General features: G+C 64.0%; 15 protein-coding genes and 2 tRNA genes. 4 read left to right on the forward strand and 13 right to left on the reverse strand.

All coding sequences use genetic code 11. The features are described from left to right. The first annotated feature begins 50 nt into the window (after positions 1 to 50). From CXY79_RS08130 to CXY79_RS08140, 3 genes are read left to right on the forward strand one after another with little or no spacing between them, the layout of a single operon-like run. Positions 51 to 1,127: an acyl-CoA dehydrogenase family protein gene (locus CXY79_RS08130; protein WP_146068113.1), complete on the forward strand. Its 1,077-nt coding sequence runs from the start codon at positions 51 to 53 to the stop codon at positions 1,125 to 1,127. Then, on the forward strand, positions 1,124 to 2,506 hold the full coding sequence (locus CXY79_RS08135; RefSeq protein ID WP_233191366.1) for a bifunctional PIG-L family deacetylase/class I SAM-dependent methyltransferase: 1,383 nt from the start codon (positions 1,124 to 1,126) through the stop codon (positions 2,504 to 2,506). Before CXY79_RS08130 ends, CXY79_RS08135 begins: the two co-directional genes overlap by 4 nt. After that, positions 2,503 to 3,222, forward strand: coding sequence for a glycosyltransferase family A protein (locus CXY79_RS08140; protein ID WP_104100634.1), 720 nt, complete (start codon positions 2,503 to 2,505; stop codon positions 3,220 to 3,222). Before CXY79_RS08135 ends, CXY79_RS08140 begins: the two co-directional genes overlap by 4 nt. A 355-nt stretch (positions 3,223 to 3,577) precedes the next feature. Here the strand turns inward: CXY79_RS08140 and CXY79_RS08145 are convergent, their stop codons facing one another. Both CXY79_RS08145 and CXY79_RS08150 read right to left on the reverse strand, forming a co-directional pair. Further along, positions 3,578 to 4,408 carry a rhomboid family intramembrane serine protease gene (locus CXY79_RS08145; protein ID WP_104100635.1) on the reverse strand — a complete coding sequence of 277 codons (831 nt, stop codon included), beginning with the start codon at positions 4,406 to 4,408 and terminating at the stop codon, positions 3,578 to 3,580. A gap of 12 nt (positions 4,409 to 4,420) precedes the next feature. Beyond that, positions 4,421 to 4,960, reverse strand: a complete 540-nt coding sequence (locus tag CXY79_RS08150) for a peptidylprolyl isomerase (RefSeq protein ID WP_104100636.1) — start codon at positions 4,958 to 4,960, stop codon at positions 4,421 to 4,423. A 125-nt stretch (positions 4,961 to 5,085) separates the two neighbouring features. On the opposite strand from CXY79_RS08150, the gene CXY79_RS08155 reads away from it, so the two are divergent. Beyond that, positions 5,086 to 5,625, forward strand: a complete 540-nt coding sequence (locus tag CXY79_RS08155) for a hypothetical protein (RefSeq protein ID WP_104100637.1) — start codon at positions 5,086 to 5,088, stop codon at positions 5,623 to 5,625. A gap of 77 nt (positions 5,626 to 5,702) precedes the next feature. Here CXY79_RS08155 and CXY79_RS08160 read toward each other — a convergent pair whose 3' ends face one another. The 11 genes from CXY79_RS08160 to dnaA all read right to left on the reverse strand — a co-directional run bounded on the left by CXY79_RS08160 (position 5,703) and on the right by dnaA (position 17,037). Next, complete coding sequence (locus CXY79_RS08160; protein WP_146068114.1) at positions 5,703 to 6,032, reverse strand: hypothetical protein; 330 nt, start codon at positions 6,030 to 6,032, stop codon at positions 5,703 to 5,705. Positions 6,033 to 6,138: 106 nt separating this feature from the next. Then, positions 6,139 to 6,211, reverse strand: a tRNA-Ala gene (locus tag CXY79_RS08165). Between the two features lie 47 nt (positions 6,212 to 6,258). Then, positions 6,259 to 6,332, reverse strand: a tRNA-Ile gene (locus tag CXY79_RS08170). Positions 6,333 to 6,416: 84 nt separating this feature from the next. Continuing rightward, a complete protein-coding gene (locus CXY79_RS08175) occupies positions 6,417 to 6,824 on the reverse strand; it encodes a DUF3566 domain-containing protein (RefSeq protein ID WP_104100639.1) in 408 nt (135 codons plus the stop codon). Next, positions 6,817 to 9,375 carry a DNA gyrase subunit A gene (gene gyrA / locus CXY79_RS08180; protein WP_104100675.1) on the reverse strand — a complete coding sequence of 853 codons (2,559 nt, stop codon included), beginning with the start codon at positions 9,373 to 9,375 and terminating at the stop codon, positions 6,817 to 6,819. Before gyrA ends, CXY79_RS08175 begins: the two co-directional genes overlap by 8 nt. A gap of 49 nt (positions 9,376 to 9,424) precedes the next feature. After that, complete coding sequence (gyrB, locus tag CXY79_RS08185; protein WP_104100640.1) at positions 9,425 to 11,401, reverse strand: DNA topoisomerase (ATP-hydrolyzing) subunit B; 1,977 nt, start codon at positions 11,399 to 11,401, stop codon at positions 9,425 to 9,427. Positions 11,402 to 11,522: 121 nt separating this feature from the next. Further along, positions 11,523 to 12,011 carry a DUF721 domain-containing protein gene (locus tag CXY79_RS08190; RefSeq protein ID WP_233191367.1) on the reverse strand — a complete coding sequence of 163 codons (489 nt, stop codon included), beginning with the start codon at positions 12,009 to 12,011 and terminating at the stop codon, positions 11,523 to 11,525. Then, positions 12,004 to 13,191, reverse strand: a complete 1,188-nt coding sequence (gene recF / locus CXY79_RS08195; protein WP_104100642.1) for a DNA replication/repair protein RecF — start codon at positions 13,189 to 13,191, stop codon at positions 12,004 to 12,006. The genes CXY79_RS08190 and recF overlap by 8 nt, the downstream gene beginning before the upstream one ends. A gap of 5 nt (positions 13,192 to 13,196) precedes the next feature. Further along, entirely contained in the window at positions 13,197 to 14,102 is a 906-nt protein-coding gene (gene gnd / locus CXY79_RS08200; RefSeq protein ID WP_369827958.1) for a phosphogluconate dehydrogenase (NAD(+)-dependent, decarboxylating), read from the reverse strand. A gap of 4 nt (positions 14,103 to 14,106) precedes the next feature. Further along, positions 14,107 to 15,255, reverse strand: a complete 1,149-nt coding sequence (dnaN, locus tag CXY79_RS08205) for a DNA polymerase III subunit beta (RefSeq protein ID WP_104100644.1) — start codon at positions 15,253 to 15,255, stop codon at positions 14,107 to 14,109. A gap of 363 nt (positions 15,256 to 15,618) precedes the next feature. Continuing rightward, positions 15,619 to 17,037: a chromosomal replication initiator protein DnaA gene (gene dnaA, locus CXY79_RS08210; RefSeq protein ID WP_104100645.1), complete on the reverse strand. Its 1,419-nt coding sequence runs from the start codon at positions 17,035 to 17,037 to the stop codon at positions 15,619 to 15,621. Between the last annotated feature and the right edge of the window lie 127 nt (positions 17,038 to 17,164).

Below are 17,164 nucleotides of genomic sequence, written 5' to 3' on the forward strand. Positions count from 1 at the left end.
GCACCTGCACACGGAGCCTGGTGTGGTCGGTACCAAACCAGGAGGTCGGTTTGACGAGGATAGAAAGTCCGGGACCGACCTGGCTGACCGTGCCCGGGAAACGCACGGCGGAGTCCAGCCTGCGCGACGCCGCAACGGCTGCCTTCGCAGTGAACGGAGACGCGGGGCGGGCCCTGGGGCTCTCCCGCGCGCTCGGCGGCTCCGTTCCCCGACCAGGGTCAGGGCGGACGCTGCGCCTGCTTGAAACCCTGGCTTCCCTGGCCGCCGCGGACCTCACGGCCGCGCGGGTAGCCGAGGCGCACCTGGACGCCCTCGCCATCCTCGACCAGGCCGCCCTGCATCCGGCCGGGCTCGTCGCGGGGGGCAGCCCGGAACCGAGCTGGGGCGTCTTCGCCGCCGAGGCCGCAGGGTCTCGTCTCGAGGCGAGACTGGTCGGCGGCGAACGGTGGCGTCTCGACGGCACGAAACCCTGGTGCTCGCTCGCCGGCTCGCTCAGCCACGCCCTGGTCACGGCGAACACCGCGGCCACCACCCAGCGGCTGTTCGTGGTCGACCTGGCCGACCCCGGCATTACCGTCCGCACGGACGCCTGGGTGAGCCGAGGGCTCCCCGCCGTGCCGAGCGGACCGGTCGAGTTCCGAGGCACTATGGCCCGGCCGGTCGGCGACGACGGCTGGTACCTCCGCAGACCGGGCTTCGCCTGGGGTGGGATCGGCGTCGCGGCCTGCTGGTGGGGTGGCGCCGTGGGTCTGGCCAGGCGGGTCTGGGAGTCCGTACTCGAGCGAGAGCCCGATCAGATCGCGCTCGCGCACCTGGGCGCCCTCGACCTCGCACTGACCGCCGCCGGGACCTCCCTGGCTGCCGCCGCAGCGGCGATCGACGCCGGGGACGCCGTCGGCGACCAGGGCGCACTCCTGGCAGCGCGGGTGCGCGGCCAGGTCGCGCGCACGGTCGACGAGGTGATCACCCGCACGGGCCACGCGCTCGGCCCCGCGCCGCTCGCCTTCGACGCTCGGCACGCTGGGCGCATCGCCGATCTGCAGCTCTACGTTCGCCAGCACCACGCCGAACGGGACGACGCGGCGCTCGGCCGCCGACTACGGGACGCCGGGGTATCCCCGTGGTGAGCTTCAGTCACACGGATGCTGGCACGGCCGAAACCGTGTGGACGGCGGTGCACGGTGATGCGGCCGGCGTGCAGGCACTGCGCATCGACGAATTGCGCCGACTCGTCGTGGTCGCGTCGCATCCCGACGACGAAACGCTCGGTGCCGGCGGGCTGATCGCCCGGGCCGGGGGAGCCGGAGTTCCGGTGACGGTTGTAGTGCTCACCAATGGTGAGGCCTCCCATCCCCGGTCCCGTACGCACGACCCCGGGCGGCTTGCGGAATTGCGCCGGGTTGAGGTGACGGCTGCCGTCACCGCCCTGGCGCCCACGGCCCTGGTGCGCCTGGTCGAGCTCCCCGACGGATCCCTCGCCGAGCGCCCGGAGGAGGCGTCCCGGGCGATTTCCGTCGAACTCGGGGCCGGCGGGCCGGGAACCTGGTTGGTCGCCCCCTGGAGCCTGGACGGCCATCCTGACCATGCGGCGGCGGCCGAGGCCGCCCGCCACGCGGCCCGCGGCCGAGGTGTCAGCCTCTTCGAATACCCGATTTGGGCCTGGCACTGGTCCACCCCGGGGGACCCGATCTGGTCGGACGGCGTGCTGCGAACCCTTGACCTGGCGCCCGAAGACCGTCGGCGTAAATCTAGGGCAATGGCTCTGCATATCAGTCAGGTGCAGCCGCTGTCCGAGCTGCCCGGCGACGAAGCGATCATCCAGGCGGCCTTCGGTGCGCACTTCGAACGCGAGTATGAGATTTTCATCGAGATCGAAACTGAGAAAGAGTCGGGGAATAGAGCGAGTCTGGCCGGGGATTTCTTTGAGGAGTTCTACGCCGGGAACCGTGACCCGTGGCGTTTCGAAACTCGCTGGTACGAGGAGCGCAAGCGGTCACTGACCCTGTCGGCGCTGCCTCGGAAACGCTACCGAGCGGCGCTGGAACTGGGCTGCTCGATCGGCATGCTGACGGCTGGTCTTGCCGACCGGTGCGACACTGTCGCCGCGGTCGACATCGCCGAGCAGCCGCTCCAGGTCGCCCGCGCCCGGCTGGTGTCACGCCCCAGCGTCACTTTCGCACGGCTCACCCTGCCCACCGAGTGGCCGGAGGGCTCCTTCGATCTCATCGTGTTCTCCGAGGTCGGGTACTACTTCTCGGCGGAGGAATTGCGAGCGGTTCTCGGGCGATGCCGCGACAGCCTTGCTGCCGGTGGTGTGCTCGTAGCCTGCCACTGGCGGCATTCCGTGCCAGAATATCCACTGACCGGCGACCAGGTGCACGCAGAACTCGGCAGGCTGGCCGGGTTCGAGCGCACGGTTGAGCATCGGGAACGCGACTTCCTGCTCGAGGTGTTCGAAGCCGCGCCGGCTCGCTCGGTCGCACAACGTGAAGGCCTGGTTCCGTGAGCGGCCGCGGCGCGATCGACAGAATCATCGTCGTGGTACCGGCCCGCAATGAGGAGGAGCTCCTGCCGAGATGCCTGTCGGCATTGGCCGTGGCCGTCGGAGAGGTCGGCGGGGTGGCCGGTCAGGCGCCGCCGGTCATCGACGTCGTGGTCGTGCTCGACCGGTGCAGCGATGGTACAGCCGACGTCGCCTCGGAGTGGCCGATATTCGCGAGCATCCAGACGAACGGTGGCGCCGTCGGCGTTGCCCGCCGCGCCGGGGTGCGGCACCTTGTGCCGACCTCTGACCGGTTCACCTCGGCGACGTGGATCGCGACGACGGATGCCGACTCCGCTGTGCCGCCGAACTGGCTGACCGTTCAGCTCGCATTCGCCCGCAACTCCATCGATCTCGTCCTGGGAACCGTGGTTCCCGACGACGGGTTGTCCGACGGAGGCAGGGAACGGTGGGACGCCCAGCACCGCCTGGTCGAGGGCCACACCTATGTGCACGGTGCGAACCTCGGAGTGCGCGCCGACCGGTATTTGCACGCCGGAGAATTCGCGCGCGTCGACGGGCATGAGGACGTGCGGCTGGTCTCCGCCCTGCGTAGTCTCAGGGTGAGCGAGATTCGCACCGAACTGATCCCCGTTGTTACCTCCGGTCGCCTCGCCGGGCGCACTCCAGAAGGATTCGCCGGCTATCTGCGTGACCAGGCGGCCGAAGCCACTTCCTAGGGGAGTGAGTTCTCATCGTTTGGTTGTGTCGCTCCCGGAAGGTCGCGGGCTGACCGCACTGCGGGCACGCGTTCATCCCCGGCGGAGCGCCGTGCCCGGCGTCGAACCAATTCGACGGAGATTCTGGGTCAAACACCTGTTCCTCAGCCCAAACGGGCTATTTAGCGAAGAATCTCCGTCGAATTCGTTCGGGCAGAGTAGCTGCAGGCCTCGGGCTCGACAGACACGGCGGTTGGGCCGCACGTACCGCCCGCCCCGCGGTCCCCTGCGCGCCTGCGTCGGTATCGGGAACAACCTTCTCCGCCACCCTCCGCGAACCCACATTGCCCCGGGCAATCGGGGCTCACTCGGCGAGCTAGGTCAGGAACATCGCACCGCTGACGACCACCAGAAACGCCCCGAAAGTCGTTATCAGCACGGTCTGCAGCCGCTGCTGCTTGATGCGGCGGGTCTGCACGAAGATCAGCCCGACCACCGCACCAGCGATCAGACCGCCCACGTGCGCCTGCCAGGCCACATTCAGCCCCGGTAGGAATCCGATCACCAGGTTGATGCCGACCAGGATCAAAAGCTGGGTCGCGTTGCCGCCCAGGCGTCGCTGGATGATCAGGAACGCGCCCATCAGGCCGAAGATGGCGCCGGAGGCGCCGACAACGGGAATCCGGGGGTCGGACAGGAACAGGACGCCCAGGGATCCGGCGAGGCCGCTCAGCACGTACAGGGCGAGGAAACGGCCACGACCGAGCATTCCCTCAAGGATCTGACCGAAGATCCAGAGCGTGTACATGTTCAGCAGTACGTGGAAGATGGAGCCGTGCACGAGCACGCTCGTCAGCATGCGCCAGGGCTCAAAGCTCCCGGGAGAGGAGTAAACGCCCGCGTACCAGAGGAGGCTGGTGAAACCAGCACCCAGGATGAACTGCAGCAGGTATATCGCCAGTGTGACGCCGATGATCACTGTGGTCACCGGGTGCGAGGTGCTCTTCAGCCGGGTCAGGATGGCCGGCTTGGTGCGCGGGGCATTCCTGCGCTGTTCGTTCATGCACTCGGGGCAGATCACGCCGACGGCGCCCTGAGTCTGGCAGTCAGGGCAGATTGTGCGGCCGCAGCGCTGGCAGAGGATGTAACTCTGCCTGCCCGGATGCCGGTAGCAGAAGTTAGCGGCGGTTCCGGGCAGGCCTGTCATCGTAGGCGGAGCCTAGACCTGCTCGACGGTGACGCTCTCGATGACGACTTCGGTCTGCGGACGGTCGCGGCCGTCGGTGGGCACGGTCGCGAGCTTGGCGACGATCGCACGGGACTCCTCGTCTTCGACGGCACCGAAGATGGTGTGCTTGCCCTGCAGCCAAGTCGTCGGCACGACGGTGATGAAGAACTGCGAACCGTTGGTTCCGCGTCCGCCCTGGATACCGGCGTTCGCCATTGCGAGCACGTACGGCTGTGTGAAGTCGAGGTCCGAGTTGATTTCATCGTCGAACTGGTAGCCCGGTCCACCGGTGCCCTGGCCGAGCGGGTCGCCGGCCTGGATCATGAAGTCCTTGATGATGCGGTGGAAGACCGTACCGTCGTAGAGAGGTGCGTTGGAGGTTTGACCGGTGGCGGGGTGCTTCCACTCAATCTCGCCGGTTGCGAGACCGACGAAGTTCTTGACGGTCTTCGGCGCGTGATTGCCGAAGAGGTTGACCTTGATCGGTCCGAGGGTGGTATTGAGCGTTGCGACGGCGGTGTGCTTAGACATGGACTCAATTCTTGCACAGCCGGATTAGTGGATTCCGATCAACACCGGCTCCACCCAGAGCCCTCCCAGACGATTGCGTGGCAAGATGGATAGTGTTCGCCACATGACATCGATGGAGGGTCCAGATGAGCCTGTCACGCAAGCGCCGCAAGGAACTTACTCGGCTGCGTAAGAGCGCAGACGAATTATGGAACAACCAGCAGGAAGTGCTCGAGCGTGCCAACGCCATTGCAAGGGAGGCCAGCCGCCAGGCCGGCATCCTCACCCGTGAAGAAGTAGCTCCGCGCGTGCGTGAAAGCTATGAGCACCTTTTGCGCCCTGGAGTGCAGGCCACTCAGGATCTCGCCGAAGGTGTTCGCCACCAGGTCATCGACCGGGTGTTGCCCGGAATCGGCAGCGGAATCGGCACGGCCATCGGCTCGGTGATGAGCGTCGGGGACGTTGCCCGCGACGCCCGCGTTCGTGCGGCACTGAACCGCGTGCGGTTCCAGAAGCCTGTCGTGCTAGAGAACAAGGGTCCTGGCGCCGGCACCTACATCGCACTCGGCGTTGCCCTGGCCGCCGCCGCAGGCGTCGCCTACGCCGTCTGGCAGACCTTCCGCGCCGACGACGAGCTGTGGGTCGCTGAAGATGATCCCGCCGCCGCCACATCAGTCGAAGACTAGACCGCAGCACCGCAACACCAGGGGAGGGCCCGCATCCATGAGATGCGGGCCCTCCCCTTTTCTTTCGGGTTGCCGGCTCAGCCGAGAAGAGTCGTCGAGGCACCCTCGAGTTCTTCGAGCTGCGTCAGAATCGACATGACGACAATCACGTCGATGACCACATTGAACAGCGCAGCGACGATCGAGAGGATCAGCCCGATCTGTGCCAGCTCCCGGCGATTCGAGCGCCGCCGCGCGATAATGCCGAGCACACTCCCTACGATCGCGAGCAACAGGCCGAGAACCGGGAGCCAGCCGCCGGCGAAGGCCACAATGCCCATCCAGAGGGCCGTGATCGCGAGCCTGTCGGCCGTGGGCCGGGAGGGCGGCATTGCGGCGGCTGGTGCGGGGCGGTTGCTGGCTGACATGCGCCTCACCGTACCAAATCGCAGGGTGAAGCTGTGCGAAAGTGACTGAGGGCCGATAAATGGAGAACGCCCGGCCCCAAAGAAAGGGGCCGGGCGTTCTTCCTTGTGGAGCCACGGGGAATCGAACCCCGGACCTCCTGCTTGCAAAGCAGGCGCTCTACCAATTGAGCTATGGCCCCGCATGATCACGGGGATTGCATGCCGCGCTGTCAAAACTTTTCTTGCGTGGGGATACCGGGATTTGAACCTGGGACCTCTTCGTTATCAGCGAAGCGCTCTAACCAACTGAGCTATATCCCCCTAATGGGCAGGTTTGAGACTACCCGATTCGGCGGGATTGTCCCAATCGAGCCGCAAAGCGACCCGACCGGCAACATCCGACGACTAGTTGTTGGTGAATCCGACGAGCAAGCCGCCGGTGATTTTCACACTCAGGTTGTACAGAACCGCGTACACGGCTCCCAGCGCAGTGATGACGACCGTGTTCAAGATGGCCACGACGAAGGCGAAGCCCATCACGTTCCCGATGGATAGGATACTGGCCAGATCGGACGAGGCGCCGGCGATATCGGTGTAGAGGTCATCGACCTTGCCGAAGATGCCCGTTCCGTTCAGGATCGTAAAGATCAGGAACGTGGCCACGATCGTGACGATGCCCAGGCACAGAGCGATCAGGAAAGACAGTTTGACAGCCGACCAGAAATCCACGTAGACGAGCTTGAGCCGCACCTGCTTGGTCGCGGCCGGCTTGCGGCTGGATTTCTTGGCGAGCTTTTCGGCGACACTACTCATTTACAGGTTCTTCCTCTCCCAAGGCGTTTTCCGGTTCGGCCGCGAGAATCTCGGCCACCAGATTGCGCTCGGTGTTTTTCGCAATGGCGATGATTCTGTCTTCATCCGCAAACTTAGCGAAAACAACGCCCATTGTGTCCCGTCCCTTGGCCGGGACTTCGGAGACGTCAGAGCGTACCACCTTGCCGCTGGCAAGTACCACGAGCACCTCGTCTTCCTCGTCGACGATCAACGAACCCACCAGGTCGCCACGGTCGTCGTTGAGCTTGGCCACCTTGATGCCCAGGCCGCCTCGGTTCTGGAGGCGGTACTGGTCGGCTGCGGTGCGCTTGGCGTAACCGCCCTCGGTCACGACGAACACATAGCCGTCGCCCGAGACCACGGATGCGTCCAGCAGGCTGTCCTCGCCGCGAAAGTGCATTCCGATGACGCCGGAGGTGCTGCGTCCCATCGGGCGCAACGCCTCATCCGACGCCGTGAACCGGATCGACATTCCTTTTTTGGAGACGAGCAGCAGGTCGGAGTCGTTTTCGACCAGCAGGGCCGAGACAAGTTCGTCGCCCTCGCGCAGCTTGATCGCGATGATGCCGCCCGTGCGGTTCGTGTCGTATTCGCGCAGCTCGGTCTTCTTAATCAGGCCGTCGCGGGTCGCAAGCGTCAGGTACTGGGCCACGCCGTAGTCGCGAATGTCCAGGATCTGCGCGATCTCCTCACCCGGCTGCAGCGCGAGCAGGTTGGCGACGTGCTGGCCCTTCGCGTCCCGGCCGGATTCCTGCGCTTCGTAGGCCTTGGCCCGGTAGACGCGTCCGGTGTTCGTGAAGAACAGCAGCCAGTGGTGCGTGGTCGTGACGAAGAAGTGCTCGACCACGTCGTCCGCCCGCAGCTGGGCTCCCTTGACACCCCTGCCGCCGCGGTGCTGATTGCGGTAATTGTCACTGCGCGTGCGCTTGATGTAGCCGCCGCGGGTAACCGTGACCACCATCTCCTCTTCGGGGATGAGGTCCTCGATCGACATGTCACCGTCGAAGCCGAACATGATCTCGGTGCGCCGGTCGTCGCCGAACTTGTCGGTGATCTCGGTGAGCTCATCGCTGATGATGGTGCGCTGACGCTCCGGGCTGGCCAAGATTGACTGGAACTCCACGATCTGCAGTTCCAACTCGGCAGCCTGATCGATGATCTTCTGACGTTCCAGAGCAGCTAGTCGTCGCAGCTGCATGGTCAGGATCGCATCGGCCTGGAGCTTGTCCACGTCCAGCAGTTCCATCAGGCCGGTACGAGCGTCGTCGACGGTGGGGGAGCGACGGATGAGGGCGATCACCTCGTCGAGGGCGTCGAGGGCCTTGAGATAGCCGCGCAGGATGTGCGCATCCGCTTCGGCTTTCTTCAGGCGGAACTGGGTGCGCCGCACGATGACCTCTACCTGATGGGCGACCCACGCGTTAATGAAGCCGTCGAGGGACAGGGTGCGCGGCACCCCGTCGACGATGGCCAACATGTTCGCGCCGAAGTTCTCCTGCAGCTGGGTGTGCTTGTAGAGGTTGTTCAGCACGACCTTCGCCACCGCGTCGCGCTTGAGAACGATCACAAGGCGCTGGCCCGTACGGCCACTGGTTTCGTCACGGATGTCGGCGATGCCGCCGATCTTGCCGTCCTTGACCAGGTCGGCGATCTTGATCGCGAGGTTGTCCGGGTTGACCTGGTAGGGCAGCTCGGTGATCACCAGGCAGGTGCGACCCTGGAGCTCCTCGATGCTCACCACGGCACGCATGGTGATGGAACCACGGCCGGTGCGATAGGCATCCTGGATGCCCTTGATGCCGAGGATCTGAGCGCCGGTGGGGAAGTCGGGGCCCTTGATGCGCTGGATCAGCGCTTCGAGCAGTTCATCGCGGGTCGCGTCGGGGTTCTGCAGGTACCACAGGGCGCCGGCCGCCACCTCGCGCAGGTTGTGCGGCGGGATGTTTGTGGCCATACCCACGGCGATGCCGACCGAGCCGTTGACCAGCAGGTTAGGGAAGCGGGAGGGCAATACGGTGGGCTCGAGTGTGCGGCCGTCGTAGTTGTCCTGGAAGTCGACGGTGTCCTCGTCGATGTCGCGCACCATCTCGAGAGCGAGCGGGGCCATCTTCGTTTCGGTGTACCGTGGGGCTGCGGCGCCGTCGTTGCCGGGGGAGCCAAAGTTGCCTTGCCCGAGGGCCAGCGGATAACGAAGGCTCCAAGGCTGCACGAGGCGCACGAGCGCGTCGTAGATCGAGGAGTCACCGTGGGGGTGAAACTGCCCCATCACGTCGCCCACCACGCGAGCACACTTGGAGAACGCCTTGTCCGGACGGTAGCCGCCGTCGAACATGGCGTAGATGACGCGACGGTGCACGGGCTTCATGCCGTCGCGCACGTCGGGCAGCGCGCGCCCGACGATGACGCTCATCGCGTAGTCGAGGTAGGAGCGTTGCATTTCCAGCTGCAGGTCGACCTGATCGATCTTGCCGTGCTGCACGAGGTGCGCAGCCTTGGCCGCGGTGTCTGCTGCCACGGACGCGGCGTCCATGTCGGTCCCGTCGGGGCCCTCGCCCGAGGTGCCGCCGGTGTTGGAGTGGTCAGATGTCAAGGAAACGCACGTCCTTCGCGTTCTTCTGGATGAAGTTACGGCGGGACTCGACGTCTTCGCCCATCAAAGTGGAGAAGATTTCGTCGGCGGCGGCAGCATCGTCGAGGGTGACCTGCAGCAGAGTGCGGGACTCGGGTGCCATCGTGGTTTCCCACAGCTCCTTGTAGTCCATCTCGCCCAGACCCTTGTAGCGCTGGATCCCGTTGTCCTTCGGAATGCGCTTGCCGGCCGCGGCTCCGTCTTCGAGGAGCGCGTCGCGCTCTCGGTCGGAGTAGACGTACTCGTGTGCCGAGTTCGCCCATTTGAGGCGGTACAACGGCGGCTGGGCCAGGTAGACATATCCGAGATCGATAAGTGGCCGCATATACCGGAAGAGCAATGTGAGCAGCAGGGTCGTGATGTGCTGGCCGTCGACATCGGCGTCGGCCATCAAAACGATCTTGTGGTACCGCACCTTGTCGGGGTTGAACTCTTCGCCCATGCCGGCGCCGAAGGCCGTGATCATGGCCTGAACCTCGGCGTTGCCGAGGGCACGGTCGAGCCGGGCCTTCTCCACGTTCAGGATCTTGCCCCGCAGGGGCAGAATCGCCTGGAACTCGGGGTTGCGGCCCTGCACGGCGGATCCGCCGGCCGAGTCACCCTCCACGATGAAGATCTCGGAAAGCGATGGGTCCTTGCTCTGGCAGTCCTTAAGCTTGCCGGGCATGCCGCCACCCTCGAGGAGTCCCTTGCGCCGGGCGGTCTCTCGCGCTTTGCGGGCGGCCATCCGTGCGTTCGAAGCTTGAAGCGCCTTGCGGATAATTTCCCGCGCCGGGTTGGGGTTGCGGTTGAACCAGTCGGATAGCTGGTCGTTGGCGACCTTCTGCACGAAGGACTTCGCCTCGGTGTTGCCCAGCTTGGTCTTCGTCTGTCCCTCGAACTGCGGTTCGGCGAGCTTGATCGAGACCACGGCGGTCAGGCCCTCGCGCACGTCGTCACCAGTGAGGTTGTCGTCTTTTTCCTTCAGGATGCCCTTTTCCCGGGCGTATTTGTTGACGAGGGTGGTGAGCGCGGCGCGGAAGCCCTCCTCGTGGGTGCCTCCCTCGTGGGTGTTGATCGTGTTCGCGTAGGTGTGCACGCTCTCGGTGTAGGCGGTGGTCCACTGCATGGCCACTTCAAGCGCCATCTTGCGTTCGTGATCTTCCCACTCGAACGAGATGATCTCGTCGTTGACCAGGTCGGCTTTCTTGGCCCGGTTGAGATATTCGACGTAGTCGACAAGGCCGTTCTCGTAGAGGAAGGTCCTGGTGACCGGCGTGCCCTCGTCGTCGAGGTTCTGCGGGCGCTCGTCGGTGAGCGTGAGGCTGAGTCCCTTATTCAGGAAGCCCATCTGCTGGAAGCGGGCTCGCAGAGTCTCGAAGTCGAAGTCCGTGGTCTCAAAGGTCTCCGAACTTGGCCAGAACGTGATGGTGGTGCCGGTTGCATCCGACGGCTCGTCCATGGTGAGGGGAGCGTTGGGCACGCCGTCGTGGAAGCTCTGGCGCCAGACGTGACCCTGACGGCGTACCTCCACCTCGAGGCGGCTGGACAGCGCGTTGACAACCGAGCTGCCCACGCCGTGCAGACCGCCGGACACCGCGTACCCTCCGCCGCCGAACTTGCCTCCGGCGTGCAGCACGGTGAGCACGACCTCGACGGTCGAGCGGCCCTCCGCCTTGTGAATGTCGACCGGAATTCCTCGGCCGTTGTCGGCGACGCGAACCGCGCCATCCGACAGGATCTTAATGTCGATGGTGTCGCAATAACCGGCGAGGGCCTCGTCGACTGAGTTGTCCACGATCTCGTAGACGAGGTGATGCAGACCGCGAGGTCCGGTGGACCCGATATACATTCCGGGTCGTTTACGAACGGCTTCAAGTCCCTCGAGAACTTGGATATCGTCTGCGCCGTATCCGTGCTCCGGCTCGATCTGTGGGTCAACTGACATCTGTAATGGGGCTCCTGACCGTCGCGCGGGCGACCCTTTAGCCTACCAAAGACGCCAAGCACTGCGGGCCAAATCGGGCATCTGCGGCGTTTAATGCACCGTGTTGACCTGTTTTGTCCAGTTACCCATAGGTATCGCGTGGACCGCGCCCTGGAATTGATCTGGGACCCTTTTTCCAAGAGGGGGCGTTAGGTCCTTGAAAACGGATCGACTCGATGCCTGCGTCCGGATACTTCACGGCGATATGCGTCATTATCTCCACCCGCATCATGCGCAGCTGCGTCGCCCAGGCCGTCGACTCGCACTGCACCGTCAAAACGCCCTCGTCGATTCCGACCGGGGTCGAGTGTTTCGACGTCTCCTCGCCGGCCAGCAGGGCCCAGGAAGCAAGCAGCTCCGATTGGGCCAGTGGTGAATTCCAACCCAGCTGCAGCGTGAGCGATTTGATCGTATCGCTCAGTCCCCGAGGATCCCGGCCCGCACCGAACGGAACGCTCGAGCCGATTTCGGCTCCAGGACGCCGTCGGGCGCGGCTGCGCTTGGCGTTTGGGTCACCGAATACATCCTTGAAGCGCAGGTAGACCCGGGAGGCCTCGCTCGGCTCAGCCATCGACGACCGCCCCGGCATGGATGTGGATGGTGTGCTCGGTGAGTTCTTCCGGCACGTCTTCGAGCACCGCCGCGGTGATCAGGACCTGTTCGAAACCGGTGACGGCGGCGGCCAGACGTCTCCGGCGGCTCAGATCCAGTTCGGCGAAGACGTCGTCGAGGATCAGGACCGGGTCGCCCGTCGTCGAGTCCCGGCGCAGCAGCTCCGCCGAGGCGAGTTTCAGGGCGAGGGCGAACGACCACGACTCACCATGGCTGGCATAGCCCTTGGCGGGCAGTGCATTGAGCGCGAAGACCAGGTCGTCCCGATGCGGTCCGACCAGGGTCATACCCCGGTCGAGCTCCTTGCGACGAAGGGCGGCCAGTGCCGTGCGAAACGAGTCCCCGGTGGTCGATCCTGTCGAAACCGAGGCTGACGAAACCGAACCGGTGGGAACCGAGCCCGTCGAGGCCATCGCCTCCATCGCTGCATCCTCGTCTGCACCCAGGATGCTGAGCGATGGAACCAGCATCGGCCCATGGTCTTCCCCCGCGACCGCCCGGTACGCAGCACCCAGGGGTGGCCCGAGCAGGCGAACGAGTTCGGCCCGCTCGTCGATGATCTCGGAGCCGAAAGCAACGAGGCGATCGTCCCAGATCTCGAGTGTTCCAAGCTGGGTGGTGCGCACCCCCGAGGCCCGCGCCGACTTCAGCAGCGTATTCCGCTGGCGCAGCACCCGGTCGTAGTCGGCCAGAACCCCGCTAAGCCGGGGGGTGCGCAGCACGAGCAATTGGTCGAGGAATCGCCGGCGCCCGGACGGGTCACCCCGAACCAGTGCCAGGTCTTCAGGGGCGAAGAGCACGCTGGAGAAAAAACGTGGGAGTTCTCGAGTCTTGATCACCGACCGGTTGACTTGGGCCCGGTTCAAGCCCGAGCGGTTGATCTGCACCTCGGTCAGGATCTCGCGGCCGTTGAACTCGAGCTTGGCCCGGATGATGCCGGCGTCGCGACCGGCCCTGATCATGGCGGACGTGTTGGAGACCCGGTGCGAACTGAGGGTACTGAGGAATCCCAGGGCCTCGACGAGATTGGTCTTTCCCTGCCCATTCCGGCCCACGATCAGATTGGGTCCCGGCGCGAACGGCACCTCGACCTGCGCATAGTTGCGAAAGTCGGTCAGCGAAAGGTGTTGGACCCGCACTCGGGTCAGTCGGTTGTTTTGACGGCGTGGCCGCCGAACTGATTGCGCAGGGCCGCGACCGCCTTCATCGCGGGGGAGTCGTCCTGCCGGGACACGAACCGCGCGAAGATGGCCGCGCTGATCGTCGGTACGGGTACCGCGTTATTGATGGCCTCTTCGATGGCCCAGCGGCCCTCACCGGAATCCTCGACGAAACCCTCGATGTTCTGAAGTTCCGGGTCGTCGTCCAGGGCTCGCACGAGAAGTTCAAGCAGCCAGGACCGCACCACGGTGCCGCGCTGCCAGGCCTTGAACACGCCGGGAACGTCGGCGATCAGGTCACTGCGCTTCTCCAGCAGTTCATAGCCCTCGGCGTATGACTGCATGAGGGCATATTCGATTCCGTTGTGCACCATCTTCGCGTAATGCCCGGCGCCGACCGCTCCGGCATGCACGAAACTCTCGTCGCGTGGGCCCTCGGGACGCAGAGCGTCGAAGACGGGCATGGCGCGCTCGACCTGCTCGGCGGCGCCACCGACCATCACCCCGAATCCATTGGTCAGCCCCCACACGCCCCCGGAAACCCCGGCGTCGACGTAATGCACGCCCGATGCCGCCAGAAGGGCGGCATGGGCGAAGTCATCGGTGAAGCGCGAGTTTCCACCGTCGATGACAAGGTCGCCGGCGCTAAGCTCATTGGCCAATTCGGCGATCACGGCATCCGTCGCGGCACCGGCCGGGACCATTACCCAAACAAGCCGCGGAGCCGGCAGCGCGGCAATCAGCTCAGCGGTGCCGGCAACGTCCGAAATCTCGGGGTTCCGGTCGAAACCAGTGACCTCGACGCCATTGGCCCGCAGACGGTCGCGCATGTTCGCGCCCATTTTCCCCAGGCCGATGATGCCGATGTGCATGGCTGTTCCTTCCGAGATTGGTCTAGCGCAACAGCAGGTTGGGCTGGAGCAGGTACTTGTAGCTGTCGGCGCCCGGCTGATCCCGAGAGGTCTGGCTGGTGATCAGAACCGGGCCCGGCTTGTTGGGATTCTCGGTCTTCGTGAAAGAGATTCGCACAAATTCCGAGTGCACCGCGCCCAGGCCGTCGAGCAAAAACTGAGGTTTCAACGAAACGATCGTGTCCGTACCGGACAGGATCGCGTCGATCGTCTCCGATGCCTGGGCCTGCTCCGATCCGACCGCCTCGAGGGTGAGACCGTCGGCGGTGAAGGTGAACCTCAGGGCTGCTTCGCGCTCGAGGACGAGCTGCACTCGACGGGTCGCCTCGATCAGGTCCGCCGTGTTCATGACCGCGTAGTTGTCCACGTTATCGGGGAACAGGCGCCGCACGGGTGGATAGTTTCCCTTGATCAGAAGGGAGGTGACGGTTTTCTTATCGGCGGTGAAGGCGATGAGCTCGCGGTCGTCGGTGTGGGTGATCGCGATAGAAATCGTGCCGCTGTGACCGAACGTCTTGCCGACCTCCTGCAGAGTGCGGGCCGGAACCAGGGCCGTGATGGTGTCGGTGGTCGTGGTGCTGCCTTTATCCCAATCGATCTCGCGCACGGCAACACGGTACCGGTCTGTGGCCACGAGGCTGAGGCTGTTTTCCGTGACTTGCAGCTGTACGCCGGTGATCACGGGGGTGACATCGTCACGGGAGGCAGCCACGGCCACCTGGGCGACAGCGGCCGAGAACTCTTCGGCGGGCACGAGACCGGACTGCGCGCTGACCTGCGGGATGCTCGGGTATTCCTCAACCGGCATGGAGAGCAACGTGAAACTCGCACTGCCACAACTGACCGTGATCCGGGATTCGTTGGTCGAGAACCGCACCGGTGCGTTGGGCATCCGACTGGCGATGTCGGCGAGGAGTCGTCCCGAGACGAGAACTTTGCCGACTTCTTCGACGTCGGCGGCGATCTCGGTTTGCGCGGAGACCTCGTAGTCGAACGAGGAGAGGATCAGCCCGGTTGCCGTCGCCTCAATCAGCACACCGCTCAAAATCGGCAGCGTCGTCCGCTGGGGAAGGAGCTTGACAGCGAAAGAGACGGCTTCACTGAAGACGTCCCGGTTGGCCTGAAATCTCACGAAGTCACTCCTGTTCGGTTAGAGACCTGGATACGGCCTCAATGGTAGCCGTGTTTCACGGAGCAAATTTTTGCAACCGTCGAGCACTCAAGGTTGTCGGATGGAGAGAAAGAGAAGTTAATTGTTAATCTTCTTAACCGGTGTGGAAACTGTGGATAACTTGTGGGATGCCGCCACGCGACTGGGAACTACAAACTTGTAACTTGTTGGCAGCCTGTGAGTGCCCAGCACACTTCGGTGTCGTGCCGGTTTGGCAAGGAGGGGAGTTTGCACAACCACGTGCTGAGTTTCTACAGGTTGTGCCCAGTTGTGTAAACAATTTCCACAGGGTTATCCACAGGTGTGAAAACTGAAGGAATACCGCTATTTGTAACGGTGGTTCTGCTTGATGCGGTTCGTGAGCTCGGTCACCTGGTTGTAGATCGACCGGCGTTCCTTCATCAGCTCGCTGATCTTTTTATTCGCGTACATCACCGTGGTGTGGTCGCGGTTGCCGAACAATTGGCCGATCTTGGGCAAGGAGAGGTTGGTCAGCTCACGGCACAGGTACATCGCGATCTGGCGCGCCGTGGCGATCGCCTGCGACCGGGATGACCCGTAGAGGTCATCCACGGAGAGCTTGAAGTAGTCGGCGGTGTTGGTGATGATATCGACCGGAGCGATCACGTTGTCCTCATCGAGGGTGATCAGGTCCTTCAACACCGTCTGGACCAGGTCCATGTCGACCGGGGTGCGGTTGAGGCTCGCGAAGGCCGTCACCCGGATTAGGGTTCCCTCGAGTTCACGGATGTTCGAGGAGACCTTCGAGGCCATGAACTCGAGAATATCGTGCGGGACCTGCAGTTTCTCGCTCTGTGCCTTCTTGCGTAGGATCGCAATTCGCGTTTCCAGGTCGGGTGCCTGGACATCCGTGATCAGGCCCCACTCGAAGCGTGACCGCATTCGGTCCTCAAAACCGGTGAGGTGCTTGGGCGGGAGGTCGCTCGTGATGACCACCTGCTTGTTGTGATCGTGCAGGGTGTTGAAGGTGTGGAAGAAGGCTTCTTGCGTTTCCGCCTTGCCCTGCAGAAATTGGATGTCGTCGATCATCAGGATGTCGATATTGCGGTAACGCGACTGGAATGCGGAACCACGGTTGTTGGCGATCGAGTTGATGAAGTCGTTGGTGAATTCCTCTGAGCTGACATAACGCACCCGGATGCCGGGGTACAGGCTCATCGCGTAGTGGCCGATGGCGTGCAGAAGGTGGGTTTTACCGAGGCCGGACGACCCATAGACGAAGAGAGGGTTGTAGGCCTTCGCCGGCGCCTCCGCTACCGCGACCGCCGCGGCGTGTGCAAAGCGGTTGGACTGGCCGATCACGAAGTTGTCGAAGCTGTACTTCGAGTTCAACCGGGTGTCATGGGGCCGCTCGGGCGAGCTGCTCTCGAACACCGATTGCGGTGCGGCTGGGGTTTCCACATCGGGGGGAGAACTCGATTCGTGCACCGGCCGGATGGATTCCTTCTCCAGCTCGGGATTGACGACCACATAGAAGGTGGACACCGCGGACGCCTCATCCAAGTGGCCCATCGCCGTCAGGAGCGGCACTCGCATGCGCTGATTGAGCATGCTGGCCGTGAACTCGTTGGGGACCTCGAGGTAGAACGTGCCGGCGGCGATACCCTTGGGTTCGACCAGGTTGAGAAAGCCGTACAGCATGGGCGTGATGCTGTCGTCGGATTCCAGGCTGGTCAGGACAGACCGCCAGGTCTCCGTGATGGGCTGTTCTTCGGTGGCCATGGTTTCTCCGCTTTTCTCTCATTGTTGCCTTCTACAACGACGGAGATCGAGGATTGGGCTCGTCTCTGAACGCATAATCCAGCCAAAGCATCCACAAGGTTATCCACCGCCTGTGGGCAAATAAGCC

Source organism: Cryobacterium sp. M96, from assembly GCF_002929845.1.
GTDB classification, from domain to species: domain Bacteria; phylum Actinomycetota; class Actinomycetes; order Actinomycetales; family Microbacteriaceae; genus Cryobacterium; species Cryobacterium sandaracinum.

What these genes read in the sequence shown, in the direction of transcription:
- CXY79_RS08145 (WP_104100635.1), bottom strand. Translation starts at nt 4,408, where the DNA reads ATGACAGGCCTGCCCGGAACCGCCGCTAACTTCTGCTACCGGCATCCG.
- CXY79_RS08150 (WP_104100636.1), bottom strand. Translation starts at nt 4,960, where the DNA reads ATGTCTAAGCACACCGCCGTCGCAACGCTCAATACCACCCTCGGACCG.
- CXY79_RS08155 (WP_104100637.1), top strand. Translation starts at nt 5,086, where the DNA reads ATGAGCCTGTCACGCAAGCGCCGCAAGGAACTTACTCGGCTGCGTAAG.
- CXY79_RS08160 (WP_146068114.1), bottom strand. Translation starts at nt 6,032, where the DNA reads ATGTCAGCCAGCAACCGCCCCGCACCAGCCGCCGCAATGCCGCCCTCC.
- CXY79_RS08175 (WP_104100639.1), bottom strand. Translation starts at nt 6,824, where the DNA reads ATGAGTAGTGTCGCCGAAAAGCTCGCCAAGAAATCCAGCCGCAAGCCG.
- gyrA (WP_104100675.1), bottom strand. Translation starts at nt 9,375, where the DNA reads ATGGACGCCGCGTCCGTGGCAGCAGACACCGCGGCCAAGGCTGCGCAC.
- gyrB (WP_104100640.1), bottom strand. Translation starts at nt 11,401, where the DNA reads ATGTCAGTTGACCCACAGATCGAGCCGGAGCACGGATACGGCGCAGAC.
- CXY79_RS08190 (WP_233191367.1), bottom strand. Translation starts at nt 12,011, where the DNA reads ATGGCTGAGCCGAGCGAGGCCTCCCGGGTCTACCTGCGCTTCAAGGAT.
- dnaA (WP_104100645.1), bottom strand. Translation starts at nt 17,037, where the DNA reads ATGGCCACCGAAGAACAGCCCATCACGGAGACCTGGCGGTCTGTCCTG.